The sequence below is a fragment of the Caballeronia sp. genome, assembly GCF_049581465.1.
Classification (GTDB): Bacteria; Pseudomonadota; Gammaproteobacteria; order Burkholderiales; family Burkholderiaceae; genus Caballeronia.
The window spans coordinates 20,900-47,374 of record NZ_JBAUSA010000126.1 but is presented as its reverse complement, the minus strand read 5'-3'; the positions used below and the strand labels follow the sequence as shown (position 1 = coordinate 47,374).

Below are 26,475 nucleotides of genomic sequence, written 5' to 3'. Positions count from 1 at the left end.
GTTGGACAGTCGGAGTCGGAGACGGTGCAAGACGGCACCGGGGCAAGCTCTCGCGCTATGCGGGTGGCGTTGACGGGCGTCGCTGTACTTGCGATCCTCGTCGCGATCGCCTTCAATACCGTGCTGGCCACGCGAGAGGCACATGAAGAGAACACCTCTTTGCAGGCGTTGCGGGCGTCCAACCGTCTAAAGGGTGACCTCGACCAGCTGCAACAATTCATGCTGGAAACGCACGATCAGGTCTACATCCTGGTTGGAACGAAGGCGTATTACGTACATAACGCGTTTGAGTTTCCGCTGCGCGCGCTGCTTGATCTGACCGGCGACGCGCGCACGCAATGTCGATCGAACGCCGAATGCATTTCGCGGATGGACGACCTCGACGAGGCCAGTCAAAAATTAGAAAACCGCACCCAGGAACTCGTTCAACGGGTCTCGAAGAAGCCGGGCAGTGTCCGTCTGGGCGATCCACTGCTGAGTGAAATCGACGCACTGTTCTATGGCGTGCTCGCCAACGTCGTCGAGGTTCGGATGGCCGTGGACACTTCGGTGGACGAAGCGGTCAGCCGAGCGTCGTCCGATGCCAAGTGGGTGTCGTCCGCGCTCCTGGCCTCCGGCCTGACAGCCGCGGTGCTTCTTTTGTGGCTCATGCTGGGCAACGCGCGAATTGCCCGGAAGCTTCGAGCGGCCTTGGTAAGCGCGGACGCTGCGGGCGCGCAATACCGGCGTTTCTTCGAAGAACATCCGCTGCCGATCTGGATTTTCGACGACAGCACGTTCGCCTTTGTCGCGGTGAATCACGCGGCGCCGCGCGCATACGGTTACTCCGAGGCCGAGCTCCGCGAAATGTCACTCTATGACATGCATCCCCGGGAGAATCGGACACGATTGCGTGAAGCACTTTCGAATCAGCCGGGCGGCGGCCACACACGATCGCTTGGCGTGTGGACGTATCGCACGCGAGACGGTGAAAGCCGGGCGATCCACGCGTACCACCGTAGCGTGGAGTACGACGGCCGGCCGGCCACGATGAGCGTGATGGTGGACGTGACAGAGCGTCTTCAATATCAGGCGGAACTCGAGCGTCAGGCGCGATATGACGCGCTGACCCAGCTCCCCAATCGCGTCCTTCTCGACGAGCACATTGCCGGTGCGATTCTTCGTGCTTCCGCTGACGGCGGCAATGTTTCGGTCCTGTTCCTCGATCTCGACCGGTTCAAGGAGGTGAACGACTCATTGGGTCATCGAGTCGGCGATACGTTGCTGGCGCAAATGGCGACACGCTTGACGGCGGCGGTCGAGCCGGGGGACATGGTTGCGCGCTACGGGGGCGACGAATTCATCATCGTCGCGGAACGGTCACGTGAAACCCAGCTTGATTCCATACTCGAACGCCTCATCGCGGTCATGACGGAACCGCTGTATGTCGGGCAGCAGGAGCTCTACGTTGAATCGAGCATTGGCATCAGTAGTTATCCGCGTGACGCGGCTGATTCCGACATGCTCATCAGGAACGCCGACGCGGCGATGTACTTCGCCAAATCGCGGGGACGCAACCAATACCAGTTTTATCGCCCGGAACTTAACGAGGCGGCCGCGCAACGATTGAACCTGTCGATGCGGCTGCGGCGAGCGCTCAAGTCCAACGCGTTGAGTATCGTCTATCAACCGCAGTTCAATATGTTGAGCGGCGAAATGGTCGGCGTGGAAGCACTGCTTAGATGGACTGACGAACTGCTGGGACCGGTCTCTCCCGCTGTTTTCATTCCGATAGCGGAAGAGACTGGCTTGATTCTTGGTATCGGCGAGTTCGTGCTGCGTACTGCGTGCCGTCAAGCAAAGGCATGGCAAGACCTCGGTTTGCCGACTATTCGCATGTCGGTGAATGTTTCCCCACGTCAACTCGAACGCTCCGACTTGCTGTCCGTCGTTGCTTCCGCGTTGAAAGAGGCGGACTGGCCGGCGGAGCAGCTTGAGCTGGAAGTCACGGAAGGCGCACTGATGCGCAATGTCGACGAAGTCGCCGGTGTGCTGCGAGCGCTTCGCGAGCTAGGGGTCAAGATAGCCATCGACGATTTCGGAACCGGGTATTCCAGCTTGAGTTACCTCAAGCGATTTTCAATCGACCGGATCAAGATCGACCGCGCTTTTGTGCAGGAGATCGGCCGGGACGCCGACTTTGAAGCGCTCGCGCTCGCCGTGGTGGCGATCGCTAAAGCACTCAAGTTCGACCTCATCGCGGAAGGGGTCGAGTACGAAGCTCATCGAGACTTCCTGGTCGAGCATGGGTGCGTGTACGGGCAGGGCTTTCTATACAGCCCAGGCGTGAGCGCTGCGGCGATTGAACGCATGATGTCGCCCGATGGCGGGGTGAAGCCGGGACCCACCTCGATTGAAGCCGGCGACGGCCGACGCGATTCAATGTCTTGACTCGGCGGCGGCGGCATGCCGCCTACTCTATCGACAGCCTCAACGCGAAAGCCAGTAGTGCTGCCGAAAACGTCCATCGCTGTACCGTCTGCGCGCGCGGGTGGCCACGCAACCAGCTTGCAATGCGTACGGCGGCGAGTGCGAGTGTCACGTCGAACGCTAAACCGATTGCGACCAGCACCACGCCCAGCTCCACTACCTGCGACCAGGCTGCACCTGCCTCCGGATGGACGAATTGCGGCAACAAGACCGAACAGAACAGCAGCGCCTTGGGATTAAGCAGACTGCTTAGCATTCCTTTCGATATTGAAGATCGCAGTGTCGAGGGTGCCTTCGACGTGGCGCCGGAATCGCCGAGACCAAACGCCGGTGATCGAAAGATCTGGATCGCGATGTAGGCGAGGTACAGCGCGCCGACGATTCGCACGCCTTCAAACAGCCACGGGGCGCTGCGCAGCAAGGCGGCGACTCCCAGCGCCGACAGCAAGACGTGCATCGTACGGGCAACCGCGAGTCCCGCGGCGGTCGAGAGGCCGTGCTTGATGCCACGCGATGAACTCGTCTGCAGGATGAGCGCCATGTCGGGACCCGGCAATGCGTAGACGACGGCGAGGGCGCCGATAAACACGAGCAGCAATTGCAGCGACACCATGATGAACCTCCGTTTCGATGGCTCCATGTTCATCGTTATCGATGAGCGTTACCTAGCTTTGTGAGCTATGAATTGGTTCTCAGTTGAAGGAAACCGCTAAAATAGGTACTTTTAGAATGAGAATACGCCATGGGCGATCTGGACAAGATTGATCACGCAATACTGGCCGTTATCCAGCAGGACGGGCGCATCGCGATCGCCAAGCTCGCGGAGCGCGTCGGCTTGAGCGAGACGCCCTGTGCGCGGCGCCTGAAGCGGCTTGAGAAGGACGGATTTGTGGAGGGGTATCGGGCGGTGCTCTCGCGCAAGGCCCTCGATCTCGGCGTTGTCGCGTTCGCGCAGGTTCGGTTCAACATTCATGACCGGTCGATGTCGGACCGTTTCGAGCGCGAAATCCAGGGCATCTCGCGAATCATCTCGTGTCACAACATTTCCGGCAGCGCAGATTATCTGCTTCAGGTTGCCGCGCGCGATCTCGACGAATATGGCCTTTTCATGCGCGATGTATTGCGCGCGCTTCCGGGTGTGACATCGATCGAATCGATGCTGTCGTTGCGGGAAATTAAGCGGGACACGGGATATCCGTTGCTCTAGTGGAAGTTCGCCGCGCCGATCCGCACAACGGTTTGAAGCGACCGTTTACGAGGTCATCGTGACGAAAATATCAAGGAGCCGACCGGATCAAGCTCACCGCACCGTCCATAACCTATAAAAATCCGCCCGCACTTGCACTGGCGCGACAAACGAGAATGACATAATTTCACAAATTTTCGGCTCGCAAACCCTTGTCCCACAAGGATCTGCCATATTTCCTCGCGAAAAAAGCAAAATCCGGTGTCGTATTTCCACATGTGACTGTCGGAAATAGTCGGCAACCCGCACTTTTTTCTAGCAACTATGTAGGCATCGCGCGGATGCATGTCCGCCAACCAGGAGAGCGCTCGATGAATTCCCCCAAGGTGGTGGTCGAAAACCTATGCAAGGTTTTCGGCACAAACCCGAAGCAGGCGATCGACATGCTTGCCGGCGGTGCCACGAAAGAAGAAGTGTTTTCCCGAACTGGCCAGATCGTCGGCGTCCATAACGTATCGTTCGACGTGCAGGAGGGCGAGATTTTCGTCCTGATGGGCTTGTCCGGTTCCGGCAAGTCGACGCTCATTCGGCTAGTCAACCGGCTGGTCGAACCGTCGGCGGGGAAGGTGCTGATCGACGGCCGCGACGTAGCCTCCATGCGGCACTCGGAACTCATCGCGCTGCGCCGCAAGGACATGAGCATGGTGTTCCAGTCGTTTGCGCTGATGCCGCAACGCACGGTGCTGGCGAACGCGGCGTTCGGGCTGGAAGTCGCGGGCATCGGGCGCAAGGACCGCGAAAAGCGCGCAATGGCCGTGCTGGAGCAAGTCGGGCTCGCGCCGTTTGCGCAGAAGTTGCCGGCGCAGTTGTCGGGGGGGATGCAGCAGCGCGTCGGCCTCGCGCGGGCGCTCGCCGTGAACCCGTCGCTGATGATCATGGACGAAGCGTTTTCCGCGCTCGATCCGTTAAAGCGCAAGGAAATGCAGGACGTACTGCTCGACCTGCAGCGCGAACAACGCCGCACGATCATGTTCGTGTCGCACGATCTGGAAGAGGCGATGCGCATTGGCACGCGCATCGCGATCATGGAAGGCGGCCGGGTGGTGCAGATCGGCACGCCGCAGGAAATCATCGCGAATCCGGCCGATGACTATGTACGCGCATTCTTCGACGGGATCGACACCAGCCGTTACCTGACAGCGGGCGACCTGATGCAAACCGACGCGGTGCCGCTGATGAAACACGGCTCGACCATCGATGCATCGAGCGTGGCGCAGACGCTCAACGGCAGCGCCGACTACGCGTTCGTGATGGACAACGAGCGCAAGATTCGCGGCTTCGTTTGCCGCGATGCGATCGGCCAGGCGTCGCCGCACCTCAATCACATCGAATGCATTCAACGCTCTACGCCGCTCGACGATGTGGTCTCGCGGGTGGTGGCAAGCCGCGCTCCGCTGCCGGTCGTCGAGGCGGACGGCTCCTATTGTGGTTCGGTCAACAAGACGAACGTTCTCAAAGCTCTGACTCGCCATCGAGGTTCCCATGTCTGAACTGATCCCACTCGGAACCTGGGTCGACCACGGCGTCAAATACCTGCTCGACCACGACGCGGCAACGTTCGACGCTATCGGCCGCGTCATCGAGAGTTTTGCCGCGATGGTCGAGCACGGCCTGCAAGCCATTCCCATGTGGCTGATGATGGCCATCTTCGTCGGCATTGGCTTGTGGCGCGTCGGCTGGCGTTTCTCGCTGTTCGTACTACTCTCTATGCTGCTGATCTACACCACCGGCTTCTGGGACCAGATGATCATCACGCTCGGCCTGACGTTGTCGTCGACGTTGATCAGCTTGTTGCTCGGCATTCCGCTCGGCATCTGGACGGCGAAAAGCAAGACGATCGAAACCATGGTGCGTCCGGTACTCGACCTGATGCAGACCATGCCGGCCTTCGTGTACCTGATCCCGGCCGCCATGTTGTTCGGCCTCGGCCGCGTGCCCGGCATCTTGTCGACGGTGATCTTCGCAATGCCGCCGGCCGTGCGCCTTACGTCGCTGGGTATCAAGCATGTGAACCGCGAGATCGTCGAAGCAGGCCAGGCGTTCGGTTGCACGCCGTGGCAATTGCTCTATAAGGTCCAGTTCCCGAATGCGCTGCCTTCCATCATGACCGGCGTCAACCAGACCATCATGATGGCGCTGTCCATGGTCATCATCGCTTCGATGGTCGGCGCGGGCGGCCTCGGCAACGACGTGCTGGCGAGTATCCAGCGGCTCGATATTGGCCTTGGCTTTGAAAGCGGCTTGTCGGTAGTGTTGCTCGCGATCATCCTGGACCGCATCACGGAAAGCTTCGGCCGGTCTCCGGGAATGGCCCGCGCGCCGCTTCTGTCAGGTCTTCGCAGCGTCATGCGGGTCCGGCGCGCGCCGGCCGCGCAACAAAGCTGAACGAGAGGACGAGCCGCCCATGAAGCGTGACGCGATTGCGCCGTTCGCGAGCCCGCCCGGCGACGGCTCGCCGTTGTCGAAGCTCGCGCACTTCGGGTTCCTGACCTTGCCCAACTTCTCGATGATCGCGTTCACCAGCGCGGTCGAAGTGCTGCGCATGGCGAATTACGTCGGCCGCGCGGAGCATTACACGTGGTCGGTCATCACGCCTGACGGTGAACCGGCGCGGGCGAGCAACGGCATCACCGTGAAGCCGACGCGCACGCTCGCCGAAGCTGGCATGCCCGACGCGCTGATCGTGTGCGCGGGCTGGCATGTGCGCGAATACGTGAACGAGGAAGTGATCGCGTTGCTGCAACATGTGGCGTCGCTGGGCGTGCCGCTCGGCGGCATTTGCACCGGCCCGTATGCGCTGCTCGCGGCGAACTTGCTCGATGGTTATCGTGCGACGATTCACTGGGAAGACATGTCGCCGTTGCACAAGCGCTTTCCGGACGTCCAGTTCGCCGATGAACTGTTCGTGATCGACCGGGATCGCGTGACGTGTACCGGTGGCACTGCGCCGCTTGATTTGATGTTGAACCTGGTCGGCATGCGGCTCGGGCAGGCGCATGCGGCCCAGGTGTCGGAGCAGTTCATTGTCGAGCGGATTCGCGGTTCGACCGATTACCAGCACATTCCCGTCGATGCCCGTGTCGGCTTTACGCGCGCCGAGTTGATCGAAGTGGTGCGGTTGATGGAAGCGAATATTGAAGAGCCATTGTCGCTTGAAGAACTCGCGCGCCTGGTCAAGCTCTCCCAGCGTCATTTGCAGCGCATGTTCAAGATGTTCCTGAATGTGTCGCCCACGCACTATTACCTCACGCTGCGACTGCGTCGCGCGCGTGAGTTGCTGCGCAATTCCGATGCATCGATCTCGCGCGTGACCGCCGTCTGCGGCTTTCACTCGCCGTGTCATTTCAGCAAGGCATATCGCGCGCAATTCGGCCATGCGCCGAGTTACGAGCGCCGACAGTCGGCTTGACGGACCAATTTCAGGCGTGTTGCGCCCGGTGGGCGCGGCATCGTCTCGTCTAGTGTGGTGTGGTGTGGGTCAATAAACGGAGAGAGCATGAAACTTTACGGAGTCGCACCGTCGTTCGCGGCGGGCATTTTGTTGAACGTGGCAATGGCGACTAGCGCAATGGCGGTTGAGCCCGCGACGTGCCAGGACGTTCGCTTTGCGGATGTAGGCTGGACCGATATTGCCGCGACTACCGGTCTCGCGTCGACTGTACTTGAGGGTCTGGGGTACAAGCCGACCAAGACCATCGCCTCCGTACCGATCACATTCGCTGGCGTGAAGAACAAGCAAATCGATGTGTTCCTTGGCTATTGGTCGCCGACCATGGACCCGATTGTCCAGCCGTTCGAGAAGGCGGGGCAGGTCAAGGTGCTGGCGACGCCTAATCTCACTGGCGCGAAATATACGCTTGCCGTGCCGGACTACGTTTATAGCGGCGGTCTGAAGTCTTTCGCCGATATCGCCAAGAACTACGACAAGCTTGACGGCAAGATCTATGGCATTGAGCCGGGTAATGACGGCAACGCGCTGATCAAGAAAATGATCGATTCGAACCAGTATGGATTGGGCAAGTTCAAGATGGTTGAGTCGAGCGAAGCCGGCATGCTGGTGGAAGTCGGGCGCGCGATTCGCGAGAAGAAGTGGATTGTGTTTCTCGGATGGGAGCCGCATCCGATGAATGTATCGATGAAGATCGATTACTTGAGCGGCGGCGATGATGTCTTTGGGGCGAATTATGGAGAGGCCAAGGTCATGACCGTGACGCCGCCGGACTATGCCGCGCGATGCCCGAATGTGGCTAAGCTGGTTGATAACCTGCACTTCTCAACCGATATTGAGAATCATGTGATGACGCCGATCATGAATAAAACCGATCCGAACTTGGCGGCGCGGGAATGGCTTAAGGCGAACCCGGCCGTGCTCGATAAATGGTTAGCCGGTGTTAAGACTTTCGATGGCAAAGATGGTCTGTCCGCTGTTAAGGCCTATGTGGCGGCCAGCCAGTAATTGGACGGGGTGCTGCTCGCGGGGAGTGTGGAGGGGGTGCTGTTCGCGGCGAGTGTGGGGCTAGCATTGAGACCTTCTGCTCGCGTGGTCGTTCTGCATGAGTAGTATTTTCTTGCTTATTACTGTTAGCCCCTATCCGGGGCGGGACTTCATTTCTTTGCAAACGCGCAAAGAAACGAAGCAAAGAAACGCGTTCAAACCGCGAATACCTCAGTGTCGTCGTTCGTCATTTCAGGTTTTTGGCACGAACGTAGCGCGGCCCCCGAAACCTTAACCCGCAGTCGAACACCACCCTCAAGCACCAGCGGCGCGCACACGCTTCGCCTCGACCGCGCCAATCCCGTTGCCGCTACCGCTAGCGGCAACGCCACCGCTAAGGTGCGCAATACCGCGCGCTAAGGCCGGCAATGAGGGTGCTAAGAGGCCGGCAATGAGGCTGGCACTAGGGGTGGCTGGTTGGCGGCAAACCAGTGGGGTTTGCGTTTGGTTGTTTTGGGTCTGGGCTGTCCCAAGCGGGGTAGATGAGCGCGGACCATAGACTTTGATGGTGCGAGAGCGCGGACGACCACGGATGTAGGGCCTTTGAGGCGAAGCGTATGCGCGCCGTTTGAATTAGGGGTGGGTGTTCGACTGGGCGTTGATACGTGGGTGCCGTGCTACGTTCGTGCCAAAAACCTGAAATTGAGCAACGACGACACTTAAAAATTGGCGGTTTAAAACGCGTTTCTTTGCGCGTTTGCAAAGAAATGAAGTCCCGCCCCGGATAGGGGCTAACAGTAATAAGCAAGAAAATACTACTTATGCAGAACGACCACGCTAGCAGAAGGACTCAATCCTAGCCCCACACCCGCCGCGAGCAGCACCGCCAAAAACCTCCCCCCACACTCTCCGCGAGCAGCGCCCCCGCCCCCATCAAAATGCTTGCGCCCGCCCCGGAAAGGTCTCATCAAAACCGGCCGCCAAGCCCACCGTAGCGATGCCCGCGGCATCATCCGGCGCTGCACCCCGCTGGTCGCGATACATAATCGGCGGTAACCCAAACTGCTTGCGGAATTCCCGCCCAAGGTGCGACGCGTCCGAAAACCCGCAACTCGATGCAATGTCTGCCACAGTCTTATCCGAGCTCGTCAGCAACCACGCTGCGGTGCGCAATCTCACCTGCTTTGCATACGCTTGCGGCGCCTTGCCCGTCTCAGCCTTGAACAGGCGCTCCAACTGCCGCGTTGACAGATCCAGCTTGTGCGCAAGCTCATCCAGCGTCAACGAACGCCCCACGTGCTGCTCCATGAGCAGGATCGCACGCTTGACCTTGGGATGCGCGGCCGGTGCCAACCCCGGCGGATGCGGCTGCGGTGCGTTGCCCTTCTGCATGTCATCGACCAGCAGGATGCGCAGCGCTTTCTGGACCGTCGCAGCCTCGAAATGGCGCAACAGGATTGCCGCAGCGACATCGATCGACGCGCGGCCGCCCGAACACGTGATGCGCCGGTGATCCATCACGAAGAGACGGTCCGCCACCAGCGCTTCTTCATTCACGCCGGGAAAACGCTCTACAAAATCCCAATAATGAAACCAGCTCACGCAGATCCGATAACCATCCAGGACGCCCGCACGCATCAGCGCAAATACACCCGTGCAAATGCCCACGAGCGTCGCGTTAGTCGTGGCGGCACGGCGGATAAATTGCAATGTCGCGTCGCTCGCGCCCGGGCCCGAATGCAATAAGCCGCCAACGACCACCACATAGTCGAATGGCTCCGCGTTCTCGAAGGTCTCCCACGGCGTAATCTGAATGCCACAGCTCGCGCGTACAGGGGCGAGCGTTTCCCCAATCACGCTCCACGAGCAACGCACGGGCTTGCTGAAATCCCCCTCGTCGGCGGAAAGACGCAATAAATCAACGAAGCCGGAAAACGCCGTCAGCGTAAAGTTCGGCAACAACAGGATTCCAAAGCGGATGCGCTGTTTAAGCGTCGAATCGGGCGACTGGGCGGGAAGATGGTCTGCGGGGTTCATGCAATTGCCGTGGATTGATGACCGTACTCAATGAAATTTCGGCCAAAGGGATAATCAGCATATCACCGCAGTTGCAGCGGCTAAAAAGTCGCTCTCGCGCGCATCGGCTCGCGCGCAAAAAGAAAACGGCCGGCCTCTTGCGAGACAGGCCGTTGCTCCGGGTGGGAATAACGCCCAGAATTCGTTGCGACGCGGATCAGCGCCCAGGCGAAATTAATGCGCGGTGTGAGCCACGTGCTTCGCCTTGGTGGTGTGGTGGTGATGCGTCGTCTTCGCGAACGACACGGCCGGAGCGGCAACCGCAGCAACGATAAGGACTGCAAGCACTTTCTTCAGAACATTGTTCATGGTACTAACCTGATGGGCGAGAGTTTTGACGGGTTTAAATGGACAACGGGCGCATTTCATAATGCCGGGATAGTTTAGCGCAGCGTTTCTTTAAGTCGCTAAGTTAAACCGCGCTTGCATTGAAAGTGTTGTATCGCTGCTAACAGCAATTTTTACATGCCTTCAACCGTCTGACGAATTCACGTCCAGCCGCACATTCATCAGACAGTACACATTTAGCGCTCCCGCTAACCCGTCGGCTTACCGCCGCTAGTCGCCGGCGCTCACTGCCGTGACGGGACCTGTGCGGCGTCGCACACCTGCCAGTTTCCGTCGCGATTCCGCCTGAACGCGCCGCTGCCCACCCTGGGTTTTCCCGGCTGACGCGGCTATCACAGTGTGATGCCGGTTTTGTTCTATCAGCCGAAATCGGCGTGCGGTGAAATGACACCCTATTGAAACCGCATTGCAACGCAGAGAACAAGGCCCCCAAATGAATGTCAGCGTATTCGATCTGTTCAAGGTTGGCATCGGTCCTTCGAGCTCGCACACGGTCGGCCCGATGATCGCGGCGTGCCGCTTCGCGTCGCACGTCGAAGATGCAAATCTGCTTGCGTTCGTGCGTCGCGTGCGGGTGGAGCTGTTCGGCTCGCTGGGCTCGACGGGCAAAGGACATGGAACCGATAAAGCGGTTCTGCTCGGTCTCGAAGGCAATCTCCCCGACACGATCGATCCGGATGCGATCGAGTCGCGTCTGCGGGAGATGCGCGACACGAGGACGCTCAACCTGCTCGGCAAGCACACGGTGAAATTCGACGAGCGCGAGCATCTCGGCTTTTTCCGCAAGCTGATGCCGGGCGCGCCCGGCGCTATGGCCGCGAACGTCGTTCATCCGAATGGCATGCGCTTCCAGGCCTTCGATGAAAACAGCCAGTTGCTGGTGGAAAAAGAGTACTACTCGGTCGGTGGCGGATTCGTGATCAATCGCGAAGGCGATCGGGTCAACGGCGTGCAACAGGGCGGCGAGGTGCCCTATCCGTTTCGCACGGGCGATGACCTGATGCGCGTGTGCCGCGAGACCGGCTTGTCGATTGCCGAGATCACGCTCGCGAACGAATGCGCGTCGCGTCCCGAGCGTGAAGTCCGCGAAGGACTGCTTGCGATCTGGCGCGTGATGTCGGCGTGCGTGGAGCGCGGCTGCAAAGCACAAGGCGAGTTGCCCGGCCCGATGCGAGTCAAGCGCCGTGCCGCCGATCTCAATGCGCAACTGCGTAACCGGTCGGAAGAGTCCTTGCGCGATCCGCTGTCGATGCTCGACTGGGTCAACCTGTACGCAATGGCCGTGAACGAGGAGAACGCAGCGGGCGGGCGCGTGGTGACGGCGCCGACGAACGGCGCGGCCGGCGTGATTCCTGCCGTGCTGCACTACTACGTCAAGTTCATGCACAACTCGAACGACGCGGGCATTGTCACGTTCCTGCTGACGGCCGCGGCGATCGGGATCATCTACAAGGAAACGGCGTCGATTTCGGGCGCCGAGGTGGGCTGCCAGGGTGAGGTCGGCGTCGCGTGTTCGATGGCCGCCGCCGCGCTCGCCGCCGTGATGGGTGGCACGCCCGCGCAAGTGGAAAGCGCCGCTGAGATCGGCATGGAACACAACCTCGGCCTGACCTGCGATCCGGTTGGCGGCCTTGTGCAGATTCCGTGCATCGAGCGCAACGCAATGGGCGCGATCAAGGCGCTCAACGCCGCCCGCCTGGCGATGAAAGGCGATGGTTCGCACTACGTCTCGCTCGACAACGTAATCAAGACAATGCGCGAAACCGGCGCGGACATGAAGACGAAATACAAGGAGACGTCGCGCGGCGGGTTGGCCGTGAACGTCATCGAGTGCTGATTTTTCTGGGTTAGTAGGCAAGGTCAACAAGTTTAAGGAAACACCATGAGCCGCTATTCGATATTCAGCCTGCTGCGCAACGGCATGTCGTATCACGAGAACTGGGAACGCCAGTGGAAAAGCCCGGAGCCGAAGCAGGAATATGACGTGGTGATCGTCGGCGGCGGCGGGCATGGTCTGGCCACTGCCTACTATCTGGCGAAGGAACACGGCGTGCGTAACATCGCCGTGCTCGAGAAGGGCTGGATTGGTGGCGGCAATACGGCGCGCAATACGACCATCGTGCGCTCGAACTACCTGTGGGACGAGTCGGCCGCGCTGTATGAGAAGGCGATGCAGCTTTGGGAAGGGCTCTCGCAGGATCTCAACTACAACGTGATGTTCAGCCAGCGCGGCGTGATGAACCTCGCGCATACCCTGCAGGACGTGAGGGATACTGAGCGTCGTGTGAACGCGAACCGGTTGAATGGCGTCGATGCCGAGTTTCTTACGCCGGCACAGATCAAGGAGATCGAGCCGACCATCAACTTGAATAGCCGCTATCCGGTGCTGGGAGCATCCATACAACGTCGCGGCGGCGTTGCACGTCACGACGCGGTGGCATGGGGCTACGCACGCGGCGCGGATCAGGCCGGCGTGGACATTGTGCAGAACTGCCAGGTCACGGGGATTCGCCGCAACGGCAGCCAGGTGACTGGCGTCGATACAACCAAAGGTTTCATCAAGGCCAAGAAAGTGGCCGTGGTAACCGCAGGCAACACGTCCACACTCGCCGATATGGCCGGCCTTCGTCTTCCGCTGGAAAGCCACCCGCTGCAGGCACTCGTCTCCGAACCGATCAAGCCCGTGGTCAACACGGTGGTGATGTCGAACGCGGTGCACGCGTACATCAGTCAGTCCGACAAGGGCGATCTCGTGATTGGCGCCGGCGTGGATCAATACACCGGCTTCGGTCAGCGCGGCAGCTTTCAGACTATCGAAGCGACGCTCCAGGCAATCGTCGAGATGTTCCCGGTGTTCTCGCGCGTGCGCATGAACCGGCAGTGGGGCGGGATCGTAGACCTGTCGCCAGATGCGTGCCCGATCATCACCAAGACCGATGTCAAGGGCTTGTACTTCAACTGCGGCTGGGGCACGGGCGGCTTCAAGGCGACGCCTGGTTCCGGCTGGGCCTTCGCGCACACCATCGCGCACGACGAACCGCATGCGCTCAACGCGGCGTTCTCGATCGACCGCTTTTACACCGGCCATCTTATCGACGAACACGGCGCTGCCGCCGTCGCCCACTAACGCCATGGGACCAGAGTAAGTCGCTATGGGGCTGGAGTAAGCGCTGAAGCGCCAACTCCAGCCGACACGCCGACTCTGGTCGACACCGGAGAAATGACATGTTGCTGATTGAATGCCCCTGGTGCGGGCCACGCGCCGAAAGCGAATTCTCGTGCGGTGGTGAAGCCGATATCGCGAGACCGCTCGACACCGAAAAGCTGACCGACAAGGAATGGGGCGACTACCTCTTCATGCGCAAGAACCCGCGCGGCGTGCATCGCGAACAATGGATGCACACGCAAGGTTGCCGCCGCTGGTTCATGGCGCAACGCGATACGGTGAGCTACGAATTCCAGGGCTATGACACGTTCGCGCGGCCGCTTGCCGTGATGGACACGAAAGAAGAAGGACAACCGAAATGAGCCAGAAAGACCGACTCGCCACGGGCGGGCGCATCAACCGCGCGATTCTCCTCACGTTCACGTTCAACGGCAAGACCTACACGGGCCATCAGGGCGACACGCTCGCTTCCGCGCTGCTCGCCAACGGTGTGCATTTTGTCGCGCGCAGCTGGAAATACCATCGGCCGCGCGGCATTGTGACGGCGGACGTCGCTGAACCGAATGCCGTTGTTCAGCTCGAAACCGGCGCACATACGGTGCCGAACGCACGCGCCACAGAAATCGAGTTGTATCAAGGACTGGTCGCGACCAGCGTGAACGCGAAGCCGAGCATCGAAAAAGATCGCATGGCCGTGAACCAGAAGTTCGCGCGGTTTATCCCGGCTGGCTTCTACTACAAGACCTTCATGTGGCCGCGTAAGTTCTGGCCGAAGTACGAAGAAGTGATCCGCGACGCAGCGGGTCTCGGCAAGGCGCCCGAGCATCTCGACGCAGACCGCTACGACAAGTGCTTCGCGCATTGCGACATCCTCGTGGTGGGTGGCGGGCCTTCGGGACTGGCTGCGGCGCATACGGCCGCCTTGTCCGGCGCACGCGTGATCCTGGTCGATGACCAGCCCGAGCTGGGTGGTTCGCTGTTGTCGTGCCGCACGGAGATCGACGGCGTTCCCGGGCTGAAGTGGGCGCACAAGATCGAAGCCGAACTGCGCAAGATGCCGGAAGTGAAGATCCTTTCTCGCAGCACGGCGTTCGGCTATCAGGATCACAACCTGGTCACGATCACGCAGCGGCTGACAGACCACTTGCCGGTATCGATACGCAAGAGCCACGGCACGCGCGAACTGATGTGGAAGGTTCGTGCAAAGCGCGTGGTGCTCGCGACCGGCGCGCAGGAACGTCCCCTTGTGTTTGGCAACAACGACTTGCCAGGTGTGATGCTGGCGTCGTCGGTGTCGGCCTATATCAATCGCTATGCGGTGGTGCCGGGACGCAATGCGGTCGTCTTCACGAACAACGACAGCGGCTACCAATGCGCACTCGACCTGAAGACGGCCGGCGCGCAAGTAACGGTGATCGACCCGCGTGCTGGCGACGGCAACGGCGCATTGCAGACGCAAGCGAAACGACACGGCGTGAAGGTGCTCAACGGCTCCGTGGTGAGCGTCGCTCATGGCAAGCTGCGCGTGTCGTCGGTTGAAGTCAGCGATTATTCGAATGGCACGGTGGGCGCGAAGCAGGCAGACCTCGCTTGCGACCTGCTCGCCATGTCGGGCGGCTGGAGTCCGATCCTGCATCTGTTCGCGCAATCGGGCGGCAAGGCTCACTGGCACGACGAGAAGCTGTGCTTCGTTCCCGGCAAGGCCATGCAGGCGGAAACCAGCGTAGGCGGATGCGCGGGCGAATTCACTCTTGCGCGGAGCATTCGCTTCGCCGTGGACGCCGGCGTGGATGCGGCGCGCGCAGCAGGCTTGATCGTTGCGCGTCCGAACCCGGTAAGGGTTGCCGAGATCAGCGAAGCCCCGATCATGCCGCTGTGGCTGGTCGGTGGCCGCGAAACGGCAACACGGGGTCCTAAGCAATTCATCGACTTCCAAAACGATGTATCGGCGGCGGATATCTTCCTCGCCGCACGCGAAGGCTTCGAGTCTGTCGAGCACGTCAAGCGCTATACGGCAATGGGCTTCGGCACGGATCAGGGCAAGCTCGGCAACATCAACGGCATGGCGATCCTGGCGCTCGCCTTGAACAAGACGATCCCGGAAACCGGCACGACGACGTTCCGCCCGAACTACACGCCGGTAACATTCGGCACGTTCGCAGGGCGCGAACTGGGCGAGTTCCTCGATCCGGTGCGCAAGACCGCCGTGCACGAATGGCACGTGGAAAACGGTGCCGCGTTCGAAGACGTCGGCAACTGGAAACGGCCCTGGTACTACCCGAAGAACGGCGAGGACATGCACGCAGCGGTGGCGCGTGAATCACTGGCAACCCGCACGAGCGTCGGTATTCTCGATGCATCGACGCTCGGCAAGATCGACATTCAAGGCCCCGACTCGGCCAAGTTGCTCAACTGGGTTTATACGAATCCGTGGAGCAAGCTGGAAGTGGGCAAGTGCCGCTATGGGCTGATGCTCGACGAGAACGGCATGATATTCGACGACGGCGTGACGGTGCGTCTCGCCGACCAGCACTACATGATGACGACCACGACTGGCGGCGCGGCGCGCGTCCTGACGTGGCTCGAACGCTGGCTGCAGACGGAATGGCCCGACATGCGCGTGCGCCTCGCCTCGGTGACGGACCATTGGGCGACCTTCGCGGTGGTGGGCCCGAACAGCCGGAAGGTCTTGCAAAAGGTGTGTCGCGACATCGACTTCGCCAACGCAGCTTTTCCGTTCATGAGCTATCGCGAAGGAACCGTGGCGGGGGCTGCATCGCGCATCATGCGAATCAGTTTCTCGGGTGAACTCGCCTACGAAGTGAACGTGCCGGCGAACGTCGGGCGCGCGGTGTGGGAAGCGCTGATGGCTGCCGGCGCCGAGTTCGACATCACGCCGTACGGAACGGAAACCATGCACGTATTGCGCGCGGAGAAGGGCTATATCATCGTGGGGCAGGATACGGACGGCTCGATGACGCCGTACGACGTCGGCATGGGCGGCCTGGTCGCGAAGTCGAAGGACTTCTTGGGCAAGCGCTCGCTCACGCGTTCGGACACGGCGAAAGCGGGACGCAAGCAACTGGTCGGACTACTGACCGACGATGCTTCGTTCGTCGTCCCGGAGGGATCCCAGATCGTCGCGGGTCCGTTCAGTGGAGATACCGCTCCCATGCTCGGTCACGTCACGTCGAGCTACTACAGCCCCATTTTAAAGCGTTCGATCGCAATGGCCGTCATCAAGGGCGGTCTCGACAAGATCGGCGAGTCGGTGATGATTCCGCTTGCGGGCGGTAAGCAGATCCCGGCAAAAATAACCAGCTCGGTGTTCTACGACAGCGAAGGAGCACGTCAACATGTGGAATGAAACGGGCAGCAATCAGGCAGTCGTGGACCGTACGATCGGGCACGGCGTGTGGCAGGAGTCGCCACTGGTGGGTGTCGAGGGCTTGCTGAAGAAGCATCAGGCGAGCGCGTCGAAGGCGTTTCGCATGGTCGAGCGGCCGTTTCTCGAACTCGTGAACGTACGCGGCGATCTTCGTGATTCGGCGTTCATCAGCGCGGTGGAAAACGTGGTTGGCTGCAAGCCGCCGGAGGCGCCCAATACGGCGGCAACGGGCAAGGGTTACGACCTTCTCTGGCTGGGTCCCGATGAATGGCTCGCGCGCTCGGCGATCGCGCATTCGGCCACGCAGACCGCGCCGCTCGAAGGCAAGCTGCGCGACGCGTTCAAAGGCTTGTATGCAGCGGCTGTGGATATCGGCAGCGGCTATACGGTGCTGGAAATCAGTGGGCCCCGCGCGCGTGACGTGCTGAGCCGCGGTTGCCCGCTCGACTTGCATCCGCGTCTGTTCGGCGTCGGCCAATGCGCGCAGAGCCACTACTTCAAGGCCCCCCTGACGTTGCTGCCGACGGGTGAAGACAACTACGATCTGGTAATCCGCCGCAGCTTTGCGGACTACTTTGTGAAGATGATGCTTGACGCGGCCGAGCCGCTGATGTCGTGAAACCGTTTGAACCGTTAGCGCCAGGCGGGCGCGGCTGGCGCATCGTGGTTGATGAACTGGTCGTGTCGACGCGCATCGGCTTGCATGCGCACGAGTATCTCGCGCCTCAGCCCGTTGCTATCGACGCGAGTCTTCATTACCGCGGTGTACCGGGCGAGGAAGCCACGCACGAGTTAATCGACTACGAGAGCTGGTGCGGGCGAATTTCAGCTTATCTCGAGACGAAGCCGCACACGCGCTTGCTTGAAATGCTGGCGGTCGAGATCGCGGCAATCTCGTTCGCACAATGGCCCGCGCTCGACGCCGTGACGTTGCTTCTATACAAGCCGAAGATTCGCGAAGGAACGCGGCGCGTGGGCGTCGAGCTCGACTGGCGGCGCGCCGATTTCGATGCATGGCGCGCGACGTCCGCGCTGCATGCGATGGTGTCGGACTGACGGCATTACCCGCGTGGCGGTGCTTGCGCAGGCGTGTTTCGCCGGGCGCGCTGGCATGACCTGCTAAAGCACGGTCCCGACGCCTGCCCCGTGCGCATCGACCGATCGCCGTACCACGACAAGCGATAGACCCAGCACGCACGCGCACGAGATCACCACCGACAACGCCGCACCAACCACACCATATACAACGCAAAGACATGAAAGCAAGCCGAGTGAGGTCGCCACTTCCATGGTAGATAGCATGACGAATGATCGCTTGCTGATCGAAAATACGGTCAGCGAGGTCATGCGGCACGCGAACATCAACGTGGCGCCGGCAAAGATCAAGAAGAGAAAGAGGCACTGAACCGACGCCGTGCCCAATGCGACAGTGGGAAACAACCTGACCCTGTAGGCGCAGACTGCCGCGATTGCCAATAGGGCAAATAGAGCCGTTAGAAGCCCGCCAGCACGGATGGCGAGGGGCATCGAGATCCTGGGTTTTGACTCGGTAAGCTTGCTAAGCCAGACATGCATCTTCGAATGAAATACGAGTGCGAGCGCCTGTCCCAGGTTGAAGGCAAGGTTATGAATGCTTTTGGCCCCACGATACAGCGCGGCGCCAGCCGGACCGAGAAGCATCGCTGCGACGATCACGTCGGCGTGCTTTGCTCCAGAAAAGATCGCGTTCGAATACCAACTGCTGATCAATTCCTTGCCGCCGAGCCTGGCGAGATTGGGAAATGCGCTCAAGCCGACATGCTTGGGCGTGCTGCGCTCGAACGGGCGGCGCAGTGCCAGATAGGCGATCAAAAGCATCGCCCCATACATTCCTTCCACCATGAGCAGCAGATCAGGAAGATAGGCTGACAATGCTTGATTCGTGACGACCCACGCGATCACTGCGCATCGGCTCAACGCGGAAATGGTGGAAATGACGCAGATAGTGCCGTTGCCGCTATTGAGACGCAGATAGCCCAGTGCCGAATGCGACATCGCATAGCCGATCGGCGCAAGGAGCAGCATCGGCATGAAATGGGGCAGTGCAACTGCTCCGTTTCGGGAGAGGATGGCAGCGCCCGCAACCAACAGGACGGTCGAGCCGATCGCGCTCAACCCATCCAGAAACAGCAGGCTTGGAAAGCGCTCCCGAATCGAGGTCACACTCAGAAGGCGCGCTGAACCGAAGTTGAACGCGTCAATGGCAACGAAGAACAAGGCAAGCAGCGCGTAAGAACGGCCGAGCAATGTTGCATCGATGTATCTAAGTGCGAACACAACCGCAATGAAGTTGCCTACGGCCGGCAACGCCGACCCGGCAATGACATATACCAAGTCCTTACGCATTGCGATGGGCCTCGACGAGTGCGGCGCAATAGGCGCGATGGCGCACTTGCAACGCGGAAAAGCTAAAAGCCTCTGCGGCTTGCCGATGAACCCGCGAGCGCTCGGCTAGCAGTGTCCTGTCGTTGGCCAATGCTTCGATGCGCGCGACGAGTGCTTCGGAGTCTCCCGGCTCAACCATGCTGTCTTCCATCAACACCTCGGGGATTCCGCCTACGTTCGAGGCGACCACGGGCGTTCCCGCGGCCATCGCCTCCAGCATCGCGCGCGGCATTCCTTCCTGGAATGATGGCAGCACGAACAGATCATGTCTTGCTACGTGTTCGACTACCTGTTCAGCGTCCATCAGCCCGGCAAAGTGCACCGCGTCCTCTAGCTTGAGTCGTCGCGTCTCGGCTTCCAGCCGGGCACGTAATGTGCCGTCGCCGACAAGCGTCAGGTGAATCGCGACACCGCGCTCGCGCAGCGCTGCCATTGCTTGCAGCAGGACCAGGTGACCTTTGCTGTGGTTGTGCATCATGGCCGTGTTGATGACCGTGAGGCGGCCGTCGTCGGTGCGCATCAAGCGGGACGCCTGATACAGCGTATCCTGGAGATAGACGTCGCTGAGGCCGAACATGACGTCGGCGTGTCGTCCGGGGTAAGCGCGCTGCAAATAAGCGGTTGTCACGTAGCGTGCCGTGACGGCGCAGCGGGCGGCGGTGCGCGTAGCCCAACAGTGAATGAGGCCAGCGAGTCGGCGCAGCGGATGCGTTGATGCCGACGCACTAAAATAATCGGCTGGATCGGCTACGACTTCTGCCGAAAAGCGTTTGCCTGTAATGAGGCAAAGCAGCATGGCGAGTGACGCAATATTGCCGGGGAACCTGATCACCAAGATAGCCGGCGACGCGATCTGCCGATACAACGCCACAACCAGGCGAGGAAGACTCAACACAAGCGCGAGCGCCCCGCGATTGGACCCGAGATCAGCGAACGACACTCGCTCGCCCGTGACGGGTTCTCCTATCGCCTCATCTGCCGGAAACGATCGCGCGACAATCAGCACTTTGTCGAAACAATCGGCAAAACGCGCGCCAAAGCGCGAGTAGCCCATGTGCGGACTCGAAATGCCGGAAACGGTGCGCCGAAAGTTACCGTCCATGATCAGGGTTATCGAACGTTCGTAGTTCATCTTTGATCGCCTCCACAAAATGCTGATGACCCTGTTGCGTACGGCGTTCGAGACACCTCCAGAATTGCTCTTCGTCGGCGATGATCGATTGCACTGCGCTCACTACGGTTTGCGGATCGAAGTCGCTCGCATGAAACGCGAACGCGTCCAGTCCCAGGTCGGCATACGCGGCGCGACCCTTGCGTTCGTACGCGAGGTGCACGCTCGGAACACCGGCAAGAACGCTTTCGAGACTGCCATGCAATCGCACGGACACGACGATTGCGTTGCCTGCAGCTAGCACGTCTTTGAGCAATACCGCGTCGCCAATGCCAAGCAGGTCTCGATAGAAGACATCGTCGCTATTGCCCCGGCCACGCGACTGAACGGCGAGCTTTGCCTCTGGAAGGAGACCCATTAGCGCCCGAACGCGCGTGAGGTACTCTTCGCGATACGGTTTTTCCTGCAGGTCCCGAAACACCAGGTATACCTGGGGCGCAACGCACCTGGCACGCCGGAGCGTGCCGCTGTGCGCATGCTGGTCGATCTCAAGGACAACGAGGTCGCCGGTACGCGTGGCGCCTGGGTGCCCGAGTTCATCTACGCTCTTGTCGTCTCTCAGGAAGATCCGTTCGACGTGTCCGCGCACGAGTCGTGCAAGCATTCGTCCGGGAGCGGTGTCGAAGGGGCCGACGCTTTGCGGAAGGTAGATGCGACGACTTGGCCCTCCGACGGTGGACATGAGGATCTGGCTTCCGTGTGCAACCAGTGACTTCCAGCCTTCCGATTTGCTCGATGCGCGAAGATAGCCCCCGCCGACGCCAAAATAGACGCAGCGGCGGTGTGCAAATGCGCCGCACACTTTGCGCAAGAAGAACTGGCCTACCGATATAAGCTCAATGTTCGTGTCGCTCAGATAGCCTTCAAACGAAACTTTGTCGAGGCAGACCACGACGATCCTGCCGGTAACACCCGCGTCGCGGATTGCCTTGAGGCTCAACTCCACCAGGAGTCCGTCGCCGCTATTGCGGGAGCTGTAGGCATGCAGTAAATAAACCTCAGGCACGTTCATAGCAACTCATTAAAGTGGTGAGAAAACGGTCGATCTGGAAGGTGCCCTCAAACACGTGACGAGCGTTTTTGCCCATTCGATGGCATTCATCCGGGGTCAGCCGGTTAAGGTTTTCGGCCAGGCACTTGCCCGTCAGATCGCGGAGAATGATGCCGTTGTAGCCATGGATTACCTGTTCGGGCAGCGAGCTTTCGCCGGAAACCACGACGACCTTGCCTGCTCTCATTGCTTCGATCGGAACGAGGGCGAGACCTTCCCAGCGGGACGGAACCACGATCACATCCATCTCCTGCATGGCGTGGCCGATTCCGGCTGCATCGAGCCATCCGTGATAGCTGATGCGCGGGTCGTTGCGTGTTTCGCTCGCAGTTTCGATGCCCCCGCGTACCGATGCACCGAAGGCATGAACGACTAGATGCTCATCAAGTAGCGGTAGTGATTCGAGAATCACATCGAAGCCTTTTTGATAATCAAGGCGTCCGAAGTAACCCACTTTGATCTGATTGGAGAGATTGTTTCGAATAGGAACCTGGATCTCGTCGAAGGAGGCAATGCCGGTATAGATGAACTCGATCTTGTCGGCTGGAATGCGATATTTGCGCGCCGCGCGCAGTTCGTCAAACGACATGCACACGATCTGGTCGCAGCGTTGCGCGAGAAACCGCTCGATCCAACCATAGGCCCACTTGGCAGGCGTAGTCACGTCCGTCTTGAGAAATGACCACGCGTGCGGCGTATATATGATCCTGACGCCGGGATGGCGTTGCAGCCGTACATACATGCCGGGAAACGAACTATGGCAATGGACGACATCGGCGTACAGCGACTTGATACACCGTTGCAGGCGTCGCGATATTGACCAGAATTTCGCGGGATTACGGCTCGACCGATAATCGATCACGGCGATGCCGTCAATGTGCAAGTCGCCGTCGAGCTGGCTGTTGTCGCAGAGAAGCGTCACGTCGTGACCCAGGTCGCGTTGCTTGACCGCCAGGGCTTTCACATAAGTTGCAATACCGCCCGTCCAGGTTTCGACTACATGGATGATTTTCATGACGACGTGCCTCCCGAGGCAACGGTTTCGTTGCGGTCTTCAACAAACCTCAGGACGAAGGCCATCGGAAGAGCGAACAACACGATCCAGCGCACGGCGTAATACGCCATGACGTTTGAATCGAATAGAAAGAACAGAAATGGCAGCGGTATTAAGACGATCTTCAGTGGCAGCCATTTGCGATGGTGAGGTTTGCCCAGGACATTGATTGCGACTAGAAACAACGCTGGAAAACAGAACGCGAGCACGTAGCCGAACAAGCCGAAATTCGCCAGGAATTCGCCGGGCATGCCAAACAGGAGCGTGGTCTGGTCGCCCGTGGACTGGCCGATATCGCTGACAATGTTGCTCTTCTCCTGAGCGAATGTTGCCGGGCGGTCGTCCCACGCCATCTTCGGCACGATCGCGGCGGCGGCGCCGACAAAACTCCTGCCCATCGGCAGGTCGTATGAGGTCTTCATTACCGTTTCGATGGTTTGCGTTTGCACATCGAAACGCGATAGGTCGCGAAACAGAAAGAAGCTGACCGGACCCATGCTGAGTTCAAGCGCGCGCTGGTCGGCAAAACGCGCGCTTATTTCACCCAGGTCCGAGTAGTCGATGCCGAACTTGAACGGCATCAACGCGAGCCCTATGACCGTCGCCAATACCGCCGCGATCTTGCCGGTGCGTGAGCTGACTGGCTTAATCAGGAAGTGATACAGCAGGGTCGCAAAAATCAAAACGAAAATGATGCCCTGCCGATTTCCGAAGACGCCTGACGATAGCCAGCCCAGCACGCCAAGCTGAATGAAGGCGAGCGCCGTCATCAGCTTGCTCGCGCGCGGGCGCAGTGTCAGGCAGACAAAAATCCATAGCGGTGCGGTGTTCGCCAACGCCTGAAGCACGCCGAGGCCCCCTAGCGGATCGTAGTCGGTCACGCTGTTTTGAAGGCGCTCGTCGTACAGTTCCACGATATGGCTGTATCCACCCAGCTTGACGTAGATGAAGACGATGGCAGCGACCGAGGCCAGCGCGAAGAAATACGCCAGTACGGTGACACCGGCCTTGCTCGACATGTCGAATTCACGCGCCCCGAGGCGGCGCTGGGCAAGATCGAGCGAAAGCTTTAGCACCCAGATCCCGGCGATACTCAGCAGGAACCACAGCATGACGGCAGCGCTATCCTGCGGTAGCAGCTTGAGATAGATTTCGTCGCCGGACGCGAGTTGCCAGACCGGCAAAACGCAAAACGTCACCAGCAAGAACATCTTGAACAGGCGCAGCACTTCATTGCGCGGGCGAATCGCGAGGATGCTGAGCGCGAGGGTCGCGGCGAGGATGGCGGTTATGCCGTTAACCCTGCCGAGAAATAGTCCGACAACCGCGGCCAGGACAGCAACTACCGCAAGCAGTAGGGTCGGTATCGACGTGCGGTCGCGCGGGCCGGTCAGGCGCGCGGCGCTCATTTCGAAGCTCGCTTGTTGGTCTTGCCGTATTCATACGCGACATACCGATACTGGCCGTACTTGGAGCCGTAGCGAAGTCCCTTTGCATCGAGACCGTTGAAGATCACGCCCTTCACCGCAACGTTTGCTTGTTCCAGTTGCTTGGTTGCTTCGAGCAATTCGCCGATGGTCGTGCGCTTGAAACGGCCCACCAGGAACACAGCCGCGCAATGCGCCGCAATGGTCGCTGTATCCGATACCGCTAAAACCGGCGGGGTGTCGACGATAACAAGGTCATACAGTTCGCTAAGCGAATCGAGCAGGCGAGCCATGCGCGCGTTCTGCAACAGGTCCGCTGAGTTAGGCGGCAAGGCGCCCGTGCTGATGAAGTCGAGTCCTGGTGCCACGTTGCGATGGACCACGTCTTCTATGGAAGCCGTTTCAATCAACAAATCGGACAGGCCGGACGCGCGAGCCAAGCCGAAGTACTGGTTCAAATAGCCCTTGCGCAGGTCGGCATCGACTAGCAGCACGCGCTTGCCGGCGGCGCCCAGGACCGCAGCGAGATTGGCCGAGACGAACGATTTGCCGATCGATTCGGTTGCGCCAGTCATGAGCACGCGATTGTTAGGCGCTCCCAGCATGGCGAACTGCAGTGCCGTACGAAAGCTACGGAGGCTTTCGACGGGCGCGTCGTTTGGAGCAATCGACGCGAGCAAATGCGTCCCGGCCTGACGTTCATAAATCGCCTTGGAGAGCGTGACTTGTGCGGGCGAGAACGGCACCGTGCTATAGACCTTGAGCCCGGCGTGCTGCTCGATCTCGTGCGCGTTGGTGAGCCCGCCAAACAGGCCGTCGCGCACAAACGCGACGACGACGCCCAGCATCAGGCCGATCATTGCAGCTAACGCGAGCACCATCGCTTTGCGTGGCTTGACCGGCTCTTCCGGAATATTGGCGTAGTCAATCTGACGAACCGTTCCAACCTTGCCGGCCTTCACGAGCTGCAGCCGCTGCACATTGTTCACGACGTTGATGTACGTGTCGTTGGCTACCTGGAGATCACGCGTGAGGCGCAGCGAACTCTGTTCGAGATCGGGCAAGGCCTTCATCCGGGTCGCGATACTTCCGCTTTTTGCGCTGGCAGCGGCAATTTGCTTTTCAAGCGCGCGCAGCACGGGGTGTCCCGGCGCAAAGCGCGTGAGCAACTCCGCCTGCTTCTGCTTGAGGTCAGCCAGCTCGGTATCGGAAGCGACACTTTGTTGCAGGAACGCGGTGCCTTCCTGGCTCAGGTTAAAGGTGCCACGCGAGTTGCGCAGGTCGTTGTAACGCTGTTCCGACACACTCAGGTTGGCTTTCAACCGGGGTAATTGACCCTCTAGATAAGATAGCGAGCTTTGCGCTTCCGCAGTCTTGCGCTCCACGTTTTGCGTCACGTATTCCTGGCCGATCTGGTTCACGATCGTTGCTGTCAGCTCAGGATCGCGACCGCGCAGCGATGCGCCGATAATGCCGCTTTGCTTGCCCTTCGCCTCGATGGTCAAATCCTCCTGCAGCTTGAGGACCGTCTTCGGCTGCGAATTGCGCACGAGCCTGAACGCTGTGCCGGGTTTAGCGTGCAATTCAGTGATCAGCAGGCGCACCGTACCCAGGCCCTGCGTGACCTGCAACGGCGTACCGACCTGGCCTCGGATGGGTTGATCGAAATCGCCGTGGTCGAGTTGAAAAGCGCCGTTGGCAAGCGTTGTCAGCTTCAGCGTTTCGCCTTCAATGGCCTTGGGAACGTCGAAGGTCGCAATTTTCAGTGACTCCGCACCCCACGCGTAACCGCCCATCCCGAAGAGTCCCGGATTCGACAAGGTCTTGTTGCGGCCCGCGATCCACGACCCGACGAAAGGGAAGTACTTCGGTTTTGCATCAATGTAAAGTTGCAGGGCGTCGACCGCTTTGCCGACCACCATGCGGGAATGCAGGATTTCGAGTTCGGCTGCGGCCTGCGTCTTGACGTCGAAAAGCGACGAAGCGTCGCCAAGAATGCTGCTTGCGCTCATGCCGTTGTCCTCGACCTGAATCAGCATGTCGGCTTCGTACAAGGGCGGCGTGAACACGGCATATGCCGCGCCCAGAGCAAGCGCGGCGGCAGTAATGATGCCGACCAGGCGGCGGTTGGCTAGCAGTACATCGAGGTAGCGAACCAGATCGAGTTCTTCAACCGGCGATCTATCGGCCAGGGATTTAGTTGTTTCAGTTTTCATCAGG

General features: G+C 59.9%; 21 protein-coding genes. 12 read left to right on the top strand and 9 right to left on the bottom strand.

Going from position 1 to position 26,475, the window contains the following annotated elements; translation table 11 throughout:
- On the top strand, nt 1-2,430 hold a 2,430-nt coding region (locus WCA53_RS03330), incomplete at its 5' end, for a putative bifunctional diguanylate cyclase/phosphodiesterase (protein ID WP_423905442.1).
- A gap of 22 nt (nt 2,431-2,452) precedes the next feature.
- On the opposite strand, the gene WCA53_RS03325 is transcribed toward WCA53_RS03330, so the two are convergent.
- Nucleotides 2,453-3,082 (bottom strand): LysE family translocator, encoded by a 630-nt coding sequence (locus tag WCA53_RS03325; RefSeq protein ID WP_423905440.1) that lies wholly within the window; start codon nt 3,080-3,082, stop codon nt 2,453-2,455.
- Between the two features lie 129 nt (nt 3,083-3,211).
- Between WCA53_RS03325 and WCA53_RS03320 the strand changes: the two genes are divergently transcribed.
- From WCA53_RS03320 to WCA53_RS03300, 5 genes are all read left to right on the top strand, one after another.
- Nucleotides 3,212-3,676: an Lrp/AsnC family transcriptional regulator gene (locus WCA53_RS03320; RefSeq protein ID WP_423905438.1), complete on the top strand. Its 465-nt coding sequence runs from the start codon at nt 3,212-3,214 to the stop codon at nt 3,674-3,676.
- Between the two features lie 350 nt (nt 3,677-4,026).
- Nucleotides 4,027-5,205, top strand: coding sequence for a quaternary amine ABC transporter ATP-binding protein (locus WCA53_RS03315; RefSeq protein WP_423905435.1), 1,179 nt, complete (start codon nt 4,027-4,029; stop codon nt 5,203-5,205).
- Nucleotides 5,198-6,100, top strand: coding sequence for a choline ABC transporter permease subunit (choW, locus tag WCA53_RS03310; RefSeq protein WP_423905433.1), 903 nt, complete (start codon nt 5,198-5,200; stop codon nt 6,098-6,100). Before WCA53_RS03315 ends, choW begins: the two co-directional genes overlap by 8 nt.
- Nucleotides 6,101-6,119: 19 nt before the next feature.
- Nucleotides 6,120-7,124, top strand: a complete 1,005-nt coding sequence (locus WCA53_RS03305; protein WP_423905431.1) for a GlxA family transcriptional regulator — start codon at nt 6,120-6,122, stop codon at nt 7,122-7,124.
- Nucleotides 7,125-7,268: 144 nt separating this feature from the next.
- On the top strand, nt 7,269-8,171 hold the full coding sequence (locus WCA53_RS03300) for a choline ABC transporter substrate-binding protein (RefSeq protein ID WP_423905446.1): 903 nt from the start codon (nt 7,269-7,271) through the stop codon (nt 8,169-8,171).
- Nucleotides 8,172-9,083: 912 nt separating this feature from the next.
- Here WCA53_RS03300 and WCA53_RS03295 read toward each other — a convergent pair.
- Nucleotides 9,084-10,187 carry a GlxA family transcriptional regulator gene (locus tag WCA53_RS03295; protein WP_423905429.1) on the bottom strand — a complete coding sequence of 368 codons (1,104 nt, stop codon included), beginning with the start codon at nt 10,185-10,187 and terminating at the stop codon, nt 9,084-9,086.
- A gap of 213 nt (nt 10,188-10,400) precedes the next feature.
- Complete coding sequence (locus tag WCA53_RS03290; RefSeq protein ID WP_423905427.1) at nt 10,401-10,535, bottom strand: hypothetical protein; 135 nt, start codon at nt 10,533-10,535, stop codon at nt 10,401-10,403.
- 472 nt (nt 10,536-11,007) lie between these two features.
- Here WCA53_RS03290 and WCA53_RS03285 point away from each other — a divergent pair, with 472 nt between their 5' ends.
- The 6 genes from WCA53_RS03285 to WCA53_RS03260 all read left to right on the top strand — a co-directional run bounded on the left by WCA53_RS03285 (nt 11,008) and on the right by WCA53_RS03260 (nt 18,184).
- Nucleotides 11,008-12,411, top strand: a complete 1,404-nt coding sequence (locus WCA53_RS03285) for an L-serine ammonia-lyase (RefSeq protein ID WP_423905425.1) — start codon at nt 11,008-11,010, stop codon at nt 12,409-12,411.
- Between the two features lie 45 nt (nt 12,412-12,456).
- Nucleotides 12,457-13,701, top strand: a complete 1,245-nt coding sequence (locus WCA53_RS03280; RefSeq protein WP_423905422.1) for a sarcosine oxidase subunit beta family protein — start codon at nt 12,457-12,459, stop codon at nt 13,699-13,701.
- A 98-nt stretch (nt 13,702-13,799) separates the two neighbouring features.
- Entirely contained in the window at nt 13,800-14,102 is a 303-nt protein-coding gene (locus WCA53_RS03275; RefSeq protein ID WP_423905420.1) for a sarcosine oxidase subunit delta, read from the top strand.
- A complete protein-coding gene (locus WCA53_RS03270) occupies nt 14,099-17,107 on the top strand; it encodes a sarcosine oxidase subunit alpha family protein (RefSeq protein ID WP_423905418.1) in 3,009 nt (1,002 codons plus the stop codon). The genes WCA53_RS03275 and WCA53_RS03270 overlap by 4 nt, the downstream gene beginning before the upstream one ends.
- Nucleotides 17,097-17,747 carry a sarcosine oxidase subunit gamma gene (locus WCA53_RS03265; RefSeq protein ID WP_423905417.1) on the top strand — a complete coding sequence of 217 codons (651 nt, stop codon included), beginning with the start codon at nt 17,097-17,099 and terminating at the stop codon, nt 17,745-17,747. The genes WCA53_RS03270 and WCA53_RS03265 overlap by 11 nt, the downstream gene beginning before the upstream one ends.
- The gene (locus WCA53_RS03260) at nt 17,744-18,184 is read left to right on the top strand and encodes a dihydroneopterin aldolase (protein ID WP_423905415.1); all 441 of its coding nucleotides are present in this window, start codon (nt 17,744-17,746) and stop codon (nt 18,182-18,184) included. Before WCA53_RS03265 ends, WCA53_RS03260 begins: the two co-directional genes overlap by 4 nt.
- 63 nt (nt 18,185-18,247) lie before the next feature.
- Here WCA53_RS03260 and WCA53_RS03255 read toward each other — a convergent pair whose 3' ends face one another.
- From WCA53_RS03255 to WCA53_RS03230, 6 genes are read right to left on the bottom strand one after another with little or no spacing between them, the layout of a single operon-like run.
- On the bottom strand, nt 18,248-19,513 hold the full coding sequence (locus tag WCA53_RS03255) for a hypothetical protein (RefSeq protein ID WP_423905412.1): 1,266 nt from the start codon (nt 19,511-19,513) through the stop codon (nt 18,248-18,250).
- On the bottom strand, nt 19,506-20,684 hold the full coding sequence (locus tag WCA53_RS03250) for a glycosyltransferase (RefSeq protein ID WP_423905410.1): 1,179 nt from the start codon (nt 20,682-20,684) through the stop codon (nt 19,506-19,508). The genes WCA53_RS03255 and WCA53_RS03250 overlap by 8 nt, the downstream gene beginning before the upstream one ends.
- Nucleotides 20,644-21,735, bottom strand: a complete 1,092-nt coding sequence (locus tag WCA53_RS03245; protein ID WP_423905408.1) for a polysaccharide pyruvyl transferase family protein — start codon at nt 21,733-21,735, stop codon at nt 20,644-20,646. Before WCA53_RS03245 ends, WCA53_RS03250 begins: the two co-directional genes overlap by 41 nt.
- Nucleotides 21,722-22,789 (bottom strand): glycosyltransferase family 4 protein, encoded by a 1,068-nt coding sequence (locus WCA53_RS03240; RefSeq protein ID WP_423905406.1) that lies wholly within the window; start codon nt 22,787-22,789, stop codon nt 21,722-21,724. The genes WCA53_RS03245 and WCA53_RS03240 overlap by 14 nt, the downstream gene beginning before the upstream one ends.
- Complete coding sequence (locus WCA53_RS03235) at nt 22,786-24,237, bottom strand: hypothetical protein (protein WP_423905404.1); 1,452 nt, start codon at nt 24,235-24,237, stop codon at nt 22,786-22,788. The genes WCA53_RS03240 and WCA53_RS03235 overlap by 4 nt, the downstream gene beginning before the upstream one ends.
- Nucleotides 24,234-26,471 (bottom strand): polysaccharide biosynthesis tyrosine autokinase, encoded by a 2,238-nt coding sequence (locus WCA53_RS03230; RefSeq protein ID WP_423905401.1) that lies wholly within the window; start codon nt 26,469-26,471, stop codon nt 24,234-24,236. The genes WCA53_RS03235 and WCA53_RS03230 overlap by 4 nt, the downstream gene beginning before the upstream one ends.
- Nucleotides 26,472-26,475 lie beyond the last annotated feature (4 nt).